This window comes from Pseudomonas oryzihabitans (genome assembly GCF_014522265.1).
Taxonomy (GTDB): Bacteria; Pseudomonadota; Gammaproteobacteria; order Pseudomonadales; family Pseudomonadaceae; genus Chryseomonas; species Chryseomonas aestiva.
This window is the reverse complement of record NZ_CP017024.1, coordinates 2,192,674-2,206,128: the sequence shown is the minus strand read 5'-3', so window position 1 is coordinate 2,206,128 and position 13,455 is coordinate 2,192,674. Positions and strand designations below refer to the sequence as shown.

13 protein-coding genes and 1 riboswitch are annotated in these 13,455 nt (G+C 70.7%); of the genes, 4 read left to right on the top strand and 9 right to left on the bottom strand.

Annotation, left to right across the window (positions count from 1 at the left end; translation table 11 throughout):
• Positions 1-25: 25 nt before the first annotated feature.
• Both BGI51_RS10180 and BGI51_RS10175 read right to left on the bottom strand, forming a co-directional pair.
• On the bottom strand, positions 26-1,402 hold the full coding sequence (locus tag BGI51_RS10180; protein ID WP_252977260.1) for an MFS transporter: 1,377 nt from the start codon (positions 1,400-1,402) through the stop codon (positions 26-28).
• Positions 1,403-1,519: 117 nt separating this feature from the next.
• Positions 1,520-2,374: an IclR family transcriptional regulator domain-containing protein gene (locus BGI51_RS10175; RefSeq protein WP_133862282.1), complete on the bottom strand. Its 855-nt coding sequence runs from the start codon at positions 2,372-2,374 to the stop codon at positions 1,520-1,522.
• A 143-nt stretch (positions 2,375-2,517) separates the two neighbouring features.
• Between BGI51_RS10175 and BGI51_RS10170 the strand changes: the two genes are divergently transcribed.
• A complete protein-coding gene (locus BGI51_RS10170; RefSeq protein ID WP_187981032.1) occupies positions 2,518-3,036 on the top strand; it encodes a DUF962 domain-containing protein in 519 nt (172 codons plus the stop codon).
• Here BGI51_RS10170 and BGI51_RS10165 read toward each other — a convergent pair.
• The 7 genes from BGI51_RS10165 to cobG all read right to left on the bottom strand — a co-directional run bounded on the left by BGI51_RS10165 (position 3,021) and on the right by cobG (position 10,317).
• The gene (locus BGI51_RS10165; RefSeq protein WP_187981031.1) at positions 3,021-3,785 is read right to left on the bottom strand and encodes an ABC transporter ATP-binding protein; all 765 of its coding nucleotides are present in this window, start codon (positions 3,783-3,785) and stop codon (positions 3,021-3,023) included. The genes BGI51_RS10170 and BGI51_RS10165 overlap by 16 nt on opposite strands.
• Positions 3,782-4,816 (bottom strand): FecCD family ABC transporter permease, encoded by a 1,035-nt coding sequence (locus BGI51_RS10160; protein ID WP_187981030.1) that lies wholly within the window; start codon positions 4,814-4,816, stop codon positions 3,782-3,784. The genes BGI51_RS10165 and BGI51_RS10160 overlap by 4 nt, the downstream gene beginning before the upstream one ends.
• Complete coding sequence (locus tag BGI51_RS10155; protein WP_187981029.1) at positions 4,813-5,829, bottom strand: ABC transporter substrate-binding protein; 1,017 nt, start codon at positions 5,827-5,829, stop codon at positions 4,813-4,815. The genes BGI51_RS10160 and BGI51_RS10155 overlap by 4 nt, the downstream gene beginning before the upstream one ends.
• Positions 5,830-5,860: 31 nt before the next feature.
• Positions 5,861-6,007, bottom strand: a riboswitch (cobalamin riboswitch).
• A gap of 6 nt (positions 6,008-6,013) precedes the next feature.
• Complete coding sequence (cobJ, locus tag BGI51_RS10150) at positions 6,014-7,684, bottom strand: precorrin-3B C(17)-methyltransferase (protein WP_187981028.1); 1,671 nt, start codon at positions 7,682-7,684, stop codon at positions 6,014-6,016.
• Complete coding sequence (locus BGI51_RS10145) at positions 7,672-8,412, bottom strand: precorrin-2 C(20)-methyltransferase (RefSeq protein WP_133862286.1); 741 nt, start codon at positions 8,410-8,412, stop codon at positions 7,672-7,674. The genes cobJ and BGI51_RS10145 overlap by 13 nt, the downstream gene beginning before the upstream one ends.
• Positions 8,412-9,038: a precorrin-8X methylmutase gene (locus BGI51_RS10140; RefSeq protein WP_187981027.1), complete on the bottom strand. Its 627-nt coding sequence runs from the start codon at positions 9,036-9,038 to the stop codon at positions 8,412-8,414. The genes BGI51_RS10145 and BGI51_RS10140 overlap by 1 nt, the downstream gene beginning before the upstream one ends.
• The gene (cobG, locus tag BGI51_RS10135) at positions 9,031-10,317 is read right to left on the bottom strand and encodes a precorrin-3B synthase (RefSeq protein ID WP_187981026.1); all 1,287 of its coding nucleotides are present in this window, start codon (positions 10,315-10,317) and stop codon (positions 9,031-9,033) included. Before cobG ends, BGI51_RS10140 begins: the two co-directional genes overlap by 8 nt.
• A gap of 98 nt (positions 10,318-10,415) precedes the next feature.
• On the opposite strand from cobG, the gene cbiE reads away from it, so the two are divergent.
• The 3 genes from cbiE (at position 10,416) to cobM (ending at position 13,410) form a co-directional block, all read left to right on the top strand.
• Positions 10,416-11,618 carry a precorrin-6y C5,15-methyltransferase (decarboxylating) subunit CbiE gene (gene cbiE, locus BGI51_RS10130; protein ID WP_187981025.1) on the top strand — a complete coding sequence of 401 codons (1,203 nt, stop codon included), beginning with the start codon at positions 10,416-10,418 and terminating at the stop codon, positions 11,616-11,618.
• A gap of 341 nt (positions 11,619-11,959) precedes the next feature.
• Entirely contained in the window at positions 11,960-12,682 is a 723-nt protein-coding gene (locus BGI51_RS10125) for a cobalt-precorrin-6A reductase (protein ID WP_187981024.1), read from the top strand.
• Complete coding sequence (gene cobM, locus BGI51_RS10120; protein WP_187981023.1) at positions 12,679-13,410, top strand: precorrin-4 C(11)-methyltransferase; 732 nt, start codon at positions 12,679-12,681, stop codon at positions 13,408-13,410. The genes BGI51_RS10125 and cobM overlap by 4 nt, the downstream gene beginning before the upstream one ends.
• Positions 13,411-13,455 lie beyond the last annotated feature (45 nt).

Here is a 13,455-nt window from a genome sequence, read left to right as displayed (position 1 = left end):
ACCGGCAAAGGGGAAGCCGTCGACGCTAGGTGGCATCGGCGTGGCTGACCACGCCCTTGATCAATACCGCCAGGGCGGCAAGACCGGCCGGCAGGAGCAGCGCGGTGAGCACCTGGGTGAAGGTCCAGCCCAGGCCCAGCAGGGTCGCGCCCATCCAGGCGCCGGTGATGGCGCCGAAGCGGCCGATGCCGAGCATCCAGGACACCCCGGTGGCGCGGCCATGGGTCGGGTAGTAGCGCGCCGCCAGCGACGGCATGGCCGACTGGGCGCCGTTGATGCACATGCCGGCCACCAGCACCAGGGTGGCGACCAGGGCGACCTGGCCCAGGCTCTGGCCCACGCAATAGGCGAAGATCCCAGCCAGCACATAGAACAGGCCGATCACCTTGTGCGGATTGAATCTGTCCATGGCCCAGCCGACGAACACCGCGCTGAGCACCCCGCCGAACTGGAACAGCGCGCCGATCAGGGCGGCCTGCTCCAGGCTGGCGCCGGCGTCGCGCATCAGCGTCGGCAGCCAGCTGGTGAGCAGGTAGACGATCACCAGGCCCATGAAATAGGTCAGCCACAGCAGCAGGGTGCCGGCGCTGTAGTTGCGGTTGAAGATCACCGCGAAGACGTTGCCGGTCTTGACCGACTTCTGCTCGGGCACCACGAAGTGCCGGGCCTCGGCGGCCTCGCGGCCGATGGGTGCCAGCACCCGGCGGATGCGCTCGGCGCTCTTGCCGTGCACCACCAGATAGCGCGCCGATTCCGGCAGCCAGAGCAGCAGCACCACGGCCAGCGCCAGCGGCAGCACGCCGCCCAGCACCAGCAGGCTGTGCCAGCCATAGGCCGGGATCATCCAGGCCGAGACGAAGCCACCGCCGGCCATGCCCAGGTTGAAGCCGCAGAACATGCTGGTCACCAGCAGCGACTTGAGGCGCTCGGGGGTGTATTCCGAGAGCAGCGTGGTGGCGTTGGGCATGGCGGCGCCCAGGCCCAGCCCGGTGAGGAATCTCAGGATCACCAGCTGTTCGAGGTTGGCGCTGAAGGCCGAGAGCAGGCTGAAGCCGCCAAAGATGAAGGTGGCGACCACCAGCACGCCCTTGCGACCGAAGCGATCGGCCAGGGGCCCGGAGCCCAGGGCGCCAAAGACCATGCCGCCCAGGGCCGCGCTCATCACCGGCCCCAGGCTGGCCCGCGGGATGCCCCACTCCACCGACAGCGCCGGGGCGATGAAGCCCATGGCCGCGGTGTCGAGGCCGTCGAGAAAGACGATGAGAAAGCACAGGGCGACGATGCGCCACTGGTAGGCGGACAGCGCCTGGCGATTGATGAAGTGCTGGACATCCAGGGTGCCGGCTGTCGCCGTGGCCGAAGAATCGGCCAGGGGCACGGCGCCCGCGAGGGTTTGTGTCATGGTGGTCTGCTCGTGTTGTTGTTATCGGCGTAGTGCGCCACTGCGCCGACGTTAAGCCCACCCCGAACAGCTGACAATTCGATTATCGGCGATATGGCCGATAATCGACCGGATTCGCTAGTGAAACAGCCGGGTGCTCAATTCCTGGCTGGCCGCCAGCAGCACCGGCAGGAAGCGCGTCTCCAGTTCCTGGCGACTGACCCGACTGGCGTGGGTGCCGACGTTGAGCGACGCCAGCACCTGGCCGGCGGCGTCTCTCAGGGGCACCGCCAGGGATCTCAGCCCCACCTCCAGCTCCTGGTCGACGATGACGTAGCCCTGCTGGCGCACCTGGCCCAGGCACGCGATGAGCGCCGGCGGTTGATAGAGGGTGCGGCTGGTCTTGGCCTGCAGGTCGGCGTGCTCCAGGTAGTCGTGCAGGGCGGCATCGTCCAGGGCGGCGAGCAGGATGCGGCCCATGGAGGTGCAATAGGCCGGCAGCCGGCTGCCGACGCTGAGGTCCACCGAGATCAGTCGCTGCGGCGTCGCCGAGCGGGCGATGTAGAGGATCTCGTCGCCCTCCAGGGTGGCCATGGAGCAGGCTTCGTGCAGTTGCTCGCTCAAGCGATCGAGCACCGGCTGGGCGGTAACCGCCAGCGGCGTCGACGACAGATAGGCGTGCCCCAGGGTCAGCACCTTGGGTAGCAGCGAATAGGTGCGGCCGTCGGTGGTGACGTAGCCCAGCTTCATCAGGGTATGCAGGCAGCGGCGCACCGCGGCGCGGGGGATCTCGGTGCGATGGCTGATCTGGGCGATGGTCAGCTGGCGCTTGCGCTCCTGGAAGGCGTGGATGACCGCCAGGCCGCGGGCCAGGGAGGTCATGAAGTTCGGGTCGCCGGTGAAGGCTTCGATGCGCTTGGCCGGCGAGGCAATGATGGGCGGCGCGGCCAGTGGCGGCAGGCCGGTGGCGTGAGCAGTGCGGTTATCGTCCATCTGGCCGGTCCTCGGCAGGCTTTTGATCGATTATCGAGCGAGAGGGCGATTATCGCAATCGCATTTCTCCTGGTGCCCGCTGACGCACAGGGTCTTCCCGGTGCATGCTGAGGCTTCCCGCCCAGCCGCCTGGATGCCTGCCGATGAAGACCTTGGAAGATCATCTCAGCCAGTACGCGAGCTACCACCGCGATCCGCGCAACATCGTCAGCCACTTTCCCGGCATCCTGCTGATCGTGCTGGCGGTGGCCATCCTGCTGTCGCGACCGGTCTTCAGCCTCGCCGGCTGGCCGCTGTCGCCCGCGGTACCGGTGGCCGGGGCGGTGGCGGTCTTCTACCTGCGCCTGGATCGGCCGCTGGGGCTGCTGATGAGCGTGCTGCTCGGGCTTGCCCTCTGGCTGGGTGCCGCGCTGGCGGCCCGGACCACGGGCGTCTGGCTGGGCTGGGAGCTGGGTCTGTTCCTGGTCGGCTGGGCCATCCAGTTCGTCGGTCACCACTACGAGGGGCGCAAGCCGGCCTTTCTCGACGACCTCGCCGGCCTGGCCATCGGCCCGCTGTTCATCGCCACCGAAGCGGTCTTCTGGCTGGGTGGTCGCCCGCAGCTCAGGCAGGCGATCGAAGAGCGGGCCGGCCCGGTGCGGCGGCGTCAGCCCAGCCGATAGCGGATCGTCGGCCGACCGTCGGGGCCGTCCAGCGTCACCTGCGCCCTTACCCCCCAGACCTGCTGGATCAGCGCGGCGGTCAGCACCACGGCCGGAGCGCCTTCGGCGACCAGGCGACCGTCGCGCAGCACCGCCAGGCGATCGCAGAACAGCGCGGCCAGATTGAGATCGTGGATCGCCAGCACGCAGGTGGCCGGCAGGCGGCGGACCAGGTCGAGGATCTCCAGCTGGTGCTGGATGTCGAGGTGATTGGTGGGTTCGTCCAGCAGCAGTTCGCTGGGCTCCTGGGCCAGGGCGCGGGCGATCTGGGCGCGCTGGCGCTCGCCACCGGAGAGGCTGTGCCAGCGCCGTGCCGCCTTGTCGACCAGGCCGACCTGGGCCAGGGCGCGCTGACAGATCTCGGCGTCGCGCGCGCTCCAGGCATCGAGCAGGCCGCGATGGGGCGTGCGCCCCAGGCGCACCACCTCGGCCACCGATAGATCGGCCTCGGTACCGGCCTGCTGCTCCACCAGGGCGACCCGCCGCGCCAGGTCGCGCCGGCGCAACTCGGCCAGCGGCACCGCGTCGAGACTGACGTTGCCCTCCTCTGGCCGCCGCAGCCCGGCCAGCAGCCGCAGCAGGCTGGACTTGCCCGAGCCATTGGGGCCCAGCAACCCAAGCACCCCGCCGGGCGGCACCTCAAGGGTCACCCCGGCGAGGATCGGCTGGCCGCCGGCGCTCCAGGCCACGTTCCGCGCGGCGAGGCTCATCGGACCTCCCGCGCGCGGTAGAGGATGAAGGCGAAGGCCGGCGCACCGACCAGGGCGGTGACCACGCCGATGGGCAGGGTCTGCTTGGCCACCAGGGTGCGGGCGACGATGTCGGCCAGCACCATGAACAGCGCGCCGATCAGGGCGCAGGTGGGCAACAGCCGGCCATGCCCCGGACCGACCAGGAAGCGTGCCACATGGGGGATCACCAGGCCGACGAAGCCCACCGCACCCACCAGGCTGACCAGGCAGGCGGTGATCAGGCCGGTGACCGCCAGCAGCAGCAGGCGCAGCGGCCCCACAGCGACCCCGAGGCTGGCGGCGGCGTCTTCGCCAAAGGCGAAGGCATCCAGCGCCCGGGCGCAGGCCAGGCACACCAGCAAGCCAGCGAGCACCACCCCGGCGGCCAGCCAGACGTCCGGCCAGCGCACCCCGGACAGGCTGCCGAGCAGCCAGAACATGACGCTGCGTGCCTGCTCGGCATTGGCCGCGGTGGCGACGATATAGGTGGTCAGGGCATTGAACAGCTGGGACGCGGCCACCCCGGCGAGGATGATGCGGGTGCTGCCGCCACTGCCGAGAAAGGGCAGCACCACGGTAAAGGCCAGCACCGCGCCGAGAAAGGCGCCGAGGGACACGCCGAGCATGCCGCCCCCAACGCCCAGCAGCATCACCAGCACCGCACCGGTGGAGGCGCCGGCCGACAGCCCCAGCACATAGGGTTCGGCCAGGGCGTTGCGCAGCAGCGCCTGGAGGATGGCGCCGGAGACCGCCAGGCCGGCGCCGCAGCAGGCGGCCACCAGGGCACGACTGAGGCGGTATTCCCAGACGATGCCCTGGACGATGCGCTCCACCGGATAGGGCCCCAGGCCGAGGCCGTTGGCGATAGCCTGCAGACTGGTCAGGGGTGCGATGGGCATCTCGCCGAAGGACGCCGCCAGCACCACGCTCGCCGCCAGCGCCAGCACCGCGGCCAGGCCCAGCAGCCAGCGCCAGGGCCGGGCCCCCTCGGCCGCCAGGGGCAGACTCATGGTTGCGGCTTGGCCAGGTCGGCGGCCAGGGTCTCGACGCTGTCCACCACCCGCAGCGAGGGATTGAGGGTCGGGGCGTCCACCACCAGCAGGTGGTTCTCGCGCACCGCGCGCAATTCGCGGGTCAGGGGATCGCTGCGCAGGAAGGCCAGCTTCTTGTCCACGTCATCGGCGGGATAGAGACGGCGGTCCATGCGCGCCACGACGATATAGTCAGGGTCCAGACTGGCGATGCGCTCCCAGCTCACCGCCGGCCATTCCTCGGCGCTGTCGACCACGTTGCGCAGGCCCAGGGCGCGGGCGATCCAGGCCGGCGCGCCGAGGTTGCCAGCTACCCAGGGATCCCCTTCCAGCCGCGGACTGGAAAACCAGAACAGCACCGAACGCCCCCGGACCCCGGCCGCCTTGGCCTGCTCGCCAGCGGCGGCGATACGGCGGTCCAGCTCGGCGACCAGCTGCTTGCCGGCCGGCTGCACATCGAGGATGGCCGCCAGCTCCTGGGCTTCACGGGTCACCAGATTCATGTCGAAGGGCGCGCTGCGGCTGCCGTCGCTGTTGGAATCGGCGGTCACCGCCTTGCCCTCGCAATCGCTGGGCGCCACATAGGCGGAGATGCCCAGCGTGGCGAAGCGCGGGAAGTCCGCCACCTCGCCGCCGGGTCCGACGTGATAGGTGTACTGGGCCGCCACCAGATCCGGCCGGGTGCCGACCACGGCTTCGAAGCTGGGGGCGTTGTCAGCCAGCCGCGGAATGCCCTTGCCCGCCGCCTGCAGGTCCGCGGGCAAGCCGCCGAACCAGACGCCGGTGCCCACCAGCCGCGCGCCCACGCCCAGGCGCAAGAGCAACTCGGTACTGGCCTGGCCCAGACTGACCAGGCGTTGAGGCGCGCGCTCGAAGACCAGGTCGCGGCCGCAGTTGTGGATGGTCAGCGGATAGGGGGTGGCCGCCTGGGCGGTAAGGGAGGCTACGGACAGCAGGCCGGCGGCGAGCAGCGGCAGAAGATGGCGAAACATGGACTCTCCTTGGGATGACGCGTCCCTGGTGGATGATGGATGTCCCCTGGCAAGGTCTGGCTCACTTCTCGCGAAGCTCACAGTGGCGCGACCGCGCCGGAGTTGCACCGGCTTCCCGCCAGGGAACGGAAAGGTCGCCGAGGGTGAGCCAGCGGCGACCAGGATTCAAGCACTAAATGTTACTTTATAACAATTCCGTATCGTACCAGCGCGGGGTATAGACCCATTCGCCGCCGTCGGCCCGCGGAAAGCGCCGGGTATGGCTGGAGCCGAGGATCACCAGGGTGCGCGAATCCACCATCTCGCTGCGCAGGGCGCCGAGGCTGGTGTATTCGAGACCGCCACCGGGACGGCCGATGTCGCGACCGAGGATCACCGGGGTGTTTGCCGAGCGGCAGCTGCGCAGGACGTCCAGCGCCCGGTCCAGCTGATGCGGTCGGGCCTTGGAGATGGGATTGTAGAAGGCCATGGCCAGGTCCGCCGCGGCGGCCTGGCGCAGGCGCTGCTCGATCACCGTCCAGGGCTTGAGGTTGTCGGACAGGGAGATCAGGCAGAAGTCGTGACCCAGCGGCGCCCCGGCCAGGGCGGCGCTGGCCATGGCCGCGGTGATGCCTGGCAGGATCTCCAGCTCCACCGCCGCCCAGCGCGGGTCGGCGGCGCCCTCCAGCACCTCCAGCACCGCGGCGGCCATGGCGAAGACGCCCGGATCGCCGGACGACACCATCACCACCTGGCGCCCGCTGGCGGCCAGTTCGAAGGCATGGCGGGCGCGCTGCAGTTCTTCGCGATTGTCGCTGGCATGGGCCAGCTGGTCCGGGCGCAGGGGACCGGCCATCTGCACGTAGGTGGCGTAGCCGAGCACGTCCTCGGCCTGGTCCAGGGCGCGGCGCACCACCGGTGCCATGAGTTCGGCCGCGCCGGGGCCTAGGCCCACCACACTGAGGCGGCCACGGCGCTGGCCGAGGTCATCGGCGTCCAGCGGCCGGTCATGCAGGTGCAGGGCGAGGCCCTGGGCCTGGGCCCGTGCCACGGCCGCCTGGGCGAATTCCGGGGTACGGGCGTCGACGAATCTCAGCGGCACCTCCAGCGTCTGGCTCAGCTCGGCCAGGCCGGGCGCGGCCATGTCGGCCGCCTGAGCCAGCAGCACCGCCACGGCCCCGGTGGCATAGCCGGTGCTGGCGAGCAGCGCGGTAATGGCGGCGGCGGTGGCATCGGCGCGTACCGCCACCAGCACGGCGCGGGGGTGGATCAGCAGGGTATGGTCGTCGGCGCTGGTCAGGGGCGAGACCAGGATGCGTTGCCGCGCCTCGGGATCGCGGGCCAGGGGCACCTCATCTAGCCAGGGCGCCTCGCCCTCGATGCGTACCGGGGCGCCGGCCAGCAGATCGGCGACCCGGTGCTTGGCCACGTCGACATCGGCCAGGGCATAGCCGGCCGGCGGATCGAGCAGGCAGGTGCCGAATCTCAGTTCACCGCTGGTGGTGATGGCCGGGGCCACGTCCAGCAAGGTACCCAACTGGCGAGCCAGGCGATTGGCACCGGCCAGGCCGCCCAGCAGCGGCACCACGGCGCTGCCGTCCTCGGCCACCGCCAGCACCGGCGGCTCGGCGGTCTTGTCATCCAGCAAGGACGCCAGGCTGCGGATGACGATGCCGGCGGCGCAGAGCACCAGCAGCGGGCGCTGCTGGCGATAGAGGTTACGCAGGTGGTCGCCGAAGGCGCTGTAGCTGACATCGCCCTCGACCCGCCCGGCCAGGCCGTGCACCAGGCTGCCCGGCAGGCCAGCCTGCAGGCGGCGGGCGGTGGCCAGGGCACCGGGGCCGAGGATGACGATGGCCGGGCTCAACCCTTCCATTTCACCCCCGGCACCACCACCAGCGAGAAATACGGCGAAGCCATGGGCTCGACGGCATCCAGCGCGACGATGCGCTGGTTGTCCATGGTGGCGCGCTCGATGTAGCGGGCGCGCTGGTCCAGACCCAGGTCGCGCAGCACCTGGCGCACCTTCTCGAAGTTGCGTCCGAGCTTCATCACCACGGCCGCGTCGGCGCTGGCGAGACGCGCCTTGAGTTCCTCGGCGGAAAGCACCCCGGAGAGCACCGTGAGGGTCTGGTTGCGATAGACCAGCGGCAGGCCGAGCATGGCCACGCCGCCGAGCATGGAGCAGACCCCCGGCACCACCTGGGCCTCGTAGCGCTCGGCCAGGCGGTCGTGCAGGTACATGTAGGAACCGTAGAAGAAGGGATCGCCCTCGCAGATCACCGCCACGTCGCGACCGGCGTCGAGATGGTCGGCCACCTGGGCGGCGGCGGTGTCGTAGAAGTCGGCGATCACCGTCTCGTAGGACAGCGGCGGCGCCAGCTTCTCGGTGGTCACCGGATAGACCAGCGGCAGGCGCTGCTGGCCATCCAGCAGATAGCCCTCGATGACGCCATAGGCATTGCCGCCCTGGCCCGCGTTGGCCTTGGCCTTGGCGACGAAATAGGCCACCACCGGCGCGCCCTGCAGGAGGCGCAGGGCCTTCACGGTGATGAGTTCCGGATCGCCGGGGCCGACGCCCAGGCCGAGCAGGCGGCCCGCCATCACTCCACCTCCGTGGCCAGGGCGTTGACCGCGGCGGCGGCCATGGCGCTGCCGCCCCGCCGGCCGCGGACGATGACATAGGGCACGCCGCGGCTGTCGGCGGCCAGGGCGTCCTTGGACTCCCTGGCGCCGACGAAGCCCACCGGCATGCCGAGGATCAGCGCCGGCTTGGGCGCGCCGGCATCGAGCATCTCCAGCAGATAGAACAGCGCCGTGGGGGCGTTGCCGATCACCACCACGCTGCCGGCCAGGTGCGGCCGCCAGCGCTCCAGGGCCACCGCCGAACGGGTGTTGCCCTGGGCCAAGGCCAGTTCGCGAATGCCTTCGTCGTGCAGGGTGCAGATCACCGGGTTGTTGGCCGGCAAGCGGGTACGGGTGACGCCCTCGGCGACCATGCGCGCATCGCAGAGGATGGGCGCGCCGGCCGCCAGGGCCGCGCGACCGGCCGCGCCGGCACCCGGGGAAAAGGCCAGGTCCTGGACCACGTCGACCATGCCGCAGGCGTGGATCACCCGCACGGCGAGCTTTTCCAGGTCGGCGGGGATGGCCGAGAGATCGGCTTCGGCGCGGATGGTGGCGAAGGATTGGCGATAGATCGCCTGGCCGTCGCGTTCGTATTCAAGCATCACTGGGACTCCGGGCCAGCCAGGCGGCGGCCTCGTCGAGGGATAGTCGGGTGGCGCGCCGCCGGCCCGGACCGGGCTGGGTGGCGTCGCGCACGAAGAGGTCATAGCGGCCGGGAGCCACCGCCAAGAGGGTATGGGGTGCCTGGCCGGCCAGGGCGCAACTGCGCGGGCAACCGGAGAGATGCACCTCCACGTCCGCCGGCAGCCGCTCGGCCAGGCGCAGGGCATCGCCCTTGGTGTCGGCCTGGCCCTTGGCGCAGCCCTGGCTGCCGGTGCAGGCGATCAGCCGGGCCAGGGGCGCGGCTGGATCGGTGGTCAGCTCCAGGGTGGCCAGAGCGCCGAGCAGCTCGGGGGCCCTGTCGACCGGCACGTCGGGCAGCAGCAGGCCCTGCCAGGGGGTCAGGTGCAGCGCGCCCTCGCCGAGGTGCTCGGCCAGGTCGGCGATGGCAGCCAGGCTGGTTGCCGGCAGTCGGCCCAGGGCGGGCTGGGCGCCGACCCAGCAGCGACCCGGCTGAAGCTGGGGATGGCTGCCCAGGCGCAGCGCGGTTGCGGCCGCCGCGCGTGGGCTGCGCGGAACCGGCAGCAGATCCAACCCCGCCAGCAGTTCGGCGACCGGACGCTGCGCCAGCAGCTGACGCAGGCGGCCCTGCTCGGGACCGGCCAGGTCGAGAAAGCGATGCAGCAGCCGCGCGACGGTCGCCACCTCCTGGCCCGGGGCGATCAATCCAACTGGCGCATCCAGCGGGATACCGGCGAGACCGAGCAGGTAGCCTTCGGGGCGAGCCGACAGCCAGACATCATGGGGATGGTCGAGCCGCGCCAGGGCTTCGCCGCCATCCAGTTGCAGGGCGAACTTGGCCGACAGCCCATGCAGTCGGCGGTCGCCCTCCAGCAGGGCGAGCAATTCGGCGGCCAGGGGACGGACATCCTGCAACTGCTGAGGATCACGGCCTGCCGCCGGGCTGAGCAGCAGATTGCGCACGTCGTCGGCGGCCGGATCGGCCGGACCAAGGCCAGCGGCCTGCAGCGCGGCCACCAGGGCGTCGGCGCCGTCCGGGCGCACGCCGCGCAATTGCAGGTTGGCCCTGTTGGTCAGCTCCAGTACCCCGTTCGCCCAGCGCTCGCTGGCGGCGGCGATGGCCCGCGCCTGGCCTGCCGTGAGTCGCCCGCCCGGCAACTTCACCCGGCACAGGCCGCCATCGCGCGCGGGCACGATGCGCAGCAGCCCCGGACAGGCCGAAGGCCGCGGGACGAGGGCGGAGGGAGAAGGAGGATTCACGGCGGAAGGTCGGGCTGAACGGGGAAAGACGTTATTATGCCCGCTTTGCCCGACCCCTTGAAAACGCCCGGTCGGCTGACGTTCGATGAGGTGTGTTCATGATCCCCTGGCTGACCGTGGTGGGTATCGGCGAAGACGGCTACCCCGGCCTCGGCAAGCAGGCCCGCCGCGCGCTGCTGGACGCCCAGGTCATCATTGGCGGTCCACGCCAGCTGGCGCTGCTGCCACCCTGCCTTCGCGCCATCCGCGAGCCCTGGCCGCAACCCTTCGCCCTGGCCCCGGTCCTGGACCGCCGCGGCACCCCGGTCTGCGTGCTGGCCAGCGGCGATCCCATGCTGTTCGGCGTCGGCGCGAGCCTTTCGCGCCAGCTGTCGGCCGACGAACTGCAGGTGCTGCCGGCGCCCTCCTCCTACTCCCTGGCCGCGGCTCGTCTGGGCTGGCCGTTGCAGGAGGTGGCGTTGATATCGGTGGTGGCGCGGCCCCTGGCCGGGGTGGTGCGCCACCTGCATCCCGGCGCACGCCTGCTGGTACTGAGCAATGACGGCAACAGCCCTGCCGCCCTGGCCGCGCTGCTGGTGGACCAGGGCTTTGGCGCCAGCCAGCTGCAGGTGCTGGAGCACCTGGGCGGTCCTCTGGAGCGACGGATCAGCGGCCGCGCCCAGGACTGGTCGCTGGCGGAGGCGGCAGCGCTCAACCTGGTGGCCATCGAAGTCCTGAGCGAGACCGGTGAAGCGGGACTGCCGCTCACCCCCGGTCTGCCGGACAGCGCCTATCGCCACGACGGCCAGCTGACCAAGCGAGACGTGCGCGCCGTGACCCTGGCGCGCCTGGCGCCGCGCCCGGGCGAATTGCTGTGGGACGTGGGCGCCGGCTGCGGCTCCATCGGCATCGAATGGGCGCGCAGCCATCCCCGCTGCCGGGTGCTGGCCATCGAGGTCGACGCCAATCGCCAGGCCCATATCCTTCATAACCGCGACCAGCTCGGCGCCCCGGCCCTGCAACTGGTCGCCGGCCAGGCGCCCGAGGCGCTGGCCGGTCTGGCCACCCCGGACGCCATCTTCATCGGCGGTGGGCTTACCGCGCCGGGCGTGCTGGACGCTTGCTGGACCGCGCTGCGCCCCGGCGGTCGCCTGGTCGCCAACGCCGTGACCCTGCAGACCGAAGCCGCCTTGGTGGCCTTTCGCGAACGCCACGGCGGCGACCTGACCCGCCTGCAGGTGGCCCAGGCCCAGCCACTGGGCGCCTTCGACACCTGGCGCGCGGCGCTGCCCATCACCTTGTTGGACGTGGTGAAGCCGTGAGTGGCCGTCGCTCGGCAAAAGTAGAGAGGATGATTGGGTGTGCCTCCTTCATCCCTGAAGACTGTGAGCGGCGCCTGGCCCCCTCACCCCAGCCCTCTCCCCGTAGGGGCGAGGAGGCAGTTCGGTGGAGGCTTGGAAGTCTGGTGTCCGGGCTGACGCCCACGACGCTTGCTGAGCACCCTGTGATCATCGGCGGGCAAGCCGCCTACGAGACCAATACGCCTATTCCGCCGCTCGATCCCAGGCACTGGCTTTGCTCCCCTCTCCCCCCGGGAGAGGGGCCGGGGGTGAGGGCACGCCATGCATGACGAAGCCTCCGCCACTCTGACGGAAGACCGCCCATGAAGATCCTCCTGCTCGGCGGCACCACCGAAGCCCTGGCCATCGCCCGCACACTGCCGGCGAAGGCGATCTACAGCCTAGCCGGTCTCGGCCGGGTGCCTCAGGACCTGCCCTGCCAGGTGCGAGTCGGCGGCTATGGTGGCGCCGAGGGGCTGAGCGCCTTTCTCCGCAGTGAAGGCATCGACCTGCTGATGGACGCTACCCACCCCTACGCCGCCCGGATCAGCCACAACGCCGCGCGGGCCGCTGCTGACGCTGGCCTCCCCTGCTGGGCGCTGCGCCGACCCGGCTGGCAGGCCGGACCAGAAGACGACTGGCGCGAGGTGGCCGACTGGGCCGAGCTGCAGCGAACCCTGGCACCCTTCGCCCGCCCCTTCTTCACCCTGGGTCGCGAGCCGCTGGAGCATCTCCAGGAGATTCCCGGCGGGCAGTTCTGGACCCTGCGCCTGCTCGATACCCATCCCGGTCACGTCCGGGCGCGGATCATCGCCGACCGCGGCCCCTTCGCCCTGGAGGCCGAGCGCGCGCTCTTCGCCCAGGGTGACTTCGATGTGCTGATCAGCAAGAACAGTGGTAGCGCCGCTACCCAACCCAAGCTGCAGGTCGCCCGCGAGCGGGGCCTGCCGGTACTGATCCTGCGTCGCCCAGCCCTGCCTAGCGTCGATCGCGAATTCGCCAGTGTCACCGACCTGCTCACCGCCCTCGCCGAGGAAATCCCATGACCGTCCATTTCATCGGCGCCGGCCCCGGCGATCCCGACCTCATCACCGTCAAAGGTCAGCGGCTGATCCGCCAGTGCCCGGTGATCCTCTATGCCGGCTCCCTGGTGCCGCCCGCGGTGCTGGAGGGTCACCAGGCCGAGACGGTGATCGACACCGCCCACCTGGACCTGGAGGCCATCGTCGGCCACCTGGCCGCCGCCCATGCCCGCGGCCAGGACGTGGCCCGGGTGCATTCCGGCGATCCCTCGCTGTATGGCGCCATCGGCGAACAGATCCGCCGCCTGCAGGCGCTGTGCATTCCCTACGAGATCGTTCCCGGCGTGACCGCCACCGCCGCCTGCGCCGCCCTGCTGGGTTGCGAACTGACCCTGCCCGGGGTCAGCCAGACGGTGATCCTCACCCGCTATGCCAGTCGCACGGCCATGCCGGAAGGCGAGGCGCTGGCCGACCTGGCCCGCCACCGCGCGACCCTGGCCATCCACCTCGGCGTCGGCCAGCTGGAACGCATCGTCGCCGACCTCCTGCCGCACTATGGCCCTGCCTGCCCGGTGGCCATCGTCCACCGCGCCAGCTGGCCGGACCAGGACAGCATCCAGGGCACCCTGGCCGACATCGTCGAACGGGCGCGGGACAAGGATTTCCGCCGCACTGCCCTGATCCTGGTCGGCGAGGTGCTGGCACCGGGAGATTTCCAGGATTCCAAGCTGTATCGGCAAGGACCGGGGTAGCACGCGTAGGTTGGGCTGAGGCGGCTCCTCCGCCGAAGCCCAACA

What these genes read in the sequence shown, in the direction of transcription:
- BGI51_RS10140 (WP_187981027.1), bottom strand. Translation starts at nt 9,038, where the DNA reads ATGCTTGAATACGAACGCGACGGCCAGGCGATCTATCGCCAATCCTTC.
- cobJ (WP_187981028.1), bottom strand. Translation starts at nt 7,684, where the DNA reads ATGGAAGGGTTGAGCCCGGCCATCGTCATCCTCGGCCCCGGTGCCCTG.
- BGI51_RS10175 (WP_133862282.1), bottom strand. Translation starts at nt 2,374, where the DNA reads ATGGACGATAACCGCACTGCTCACGCCACCGGCCTGCCGCCACTGGCC.
- BGI51_RS10180 (WP_252977260.1), bottom strand. Translation starts at nt 1,402, where the DNA reads ATGACACAAACCCTCGCGGGCGCCGTGCCCCTGGCCGATTCTTCGGCC.
- BGI51_RS10160 (WP_187981030.1), bottom strand. Translation starts at nt 4,816, where the DNA reads ATGAGTCTGCCCCTGGCGGCCGAGGGGGCCCGGCCCTGGCGCTGGCTG.
- BGI51_RS10165 (WP_187981031.1), bottom strand. Translation starts at nt 3,785, where the DNA reads ATGAGCCTCGCCGCGCGGAACGTGGCCTGGAGCGCCGGCGGCCAGCCG.
- cobM (WP_187981023.1), top strand. Translation starts at nt 12,679, where the DNA reads ATGACCGTCCATTTCATCGGCGCCGGCCCCGGCGATCCCGACCTCATC.
- BGI51_RS10170 (WP_187981032.1), top strand. Translation starts at nt 2,518, where the DNA reads ATGAAGACCTTGGAAGATCATCTCAGCCAGTACGCGAGCTACCACCGC.
- BGI51_RS10125 (WP_187981024.1), top strand. Translation starts at nt 11,960, where the DNA reads ATGAAGATCCTCCTGCTCGGCGGCACCACCGAAGCCCTGGCCATCGCC.
- cbiE (WP_187981025.1), top strand. Translation starts at nt 10,416, where the DNA reads ATGATCCCCTGGCTGACCGTGGTGGGTATCGGCGAAGACGGCTACCCC.
- BGI51_RS10145 (WP_133862286.1), bottom strand. Translation starts at nt 8,412, where the DNA reads ATGGCGGGCCGCCTGCTCGGCCTGGGCGTCGGCCCCGGCGATCCGGAA.
- BGI51_RS10155 (WP_187981029.1), bottom strand. Translation starts at nt 5,829, where the DNA reads ATGTTTCGCCATCTTCTGCCGCTGCTCGCCGCCGGCCTGCTGTCCGTA.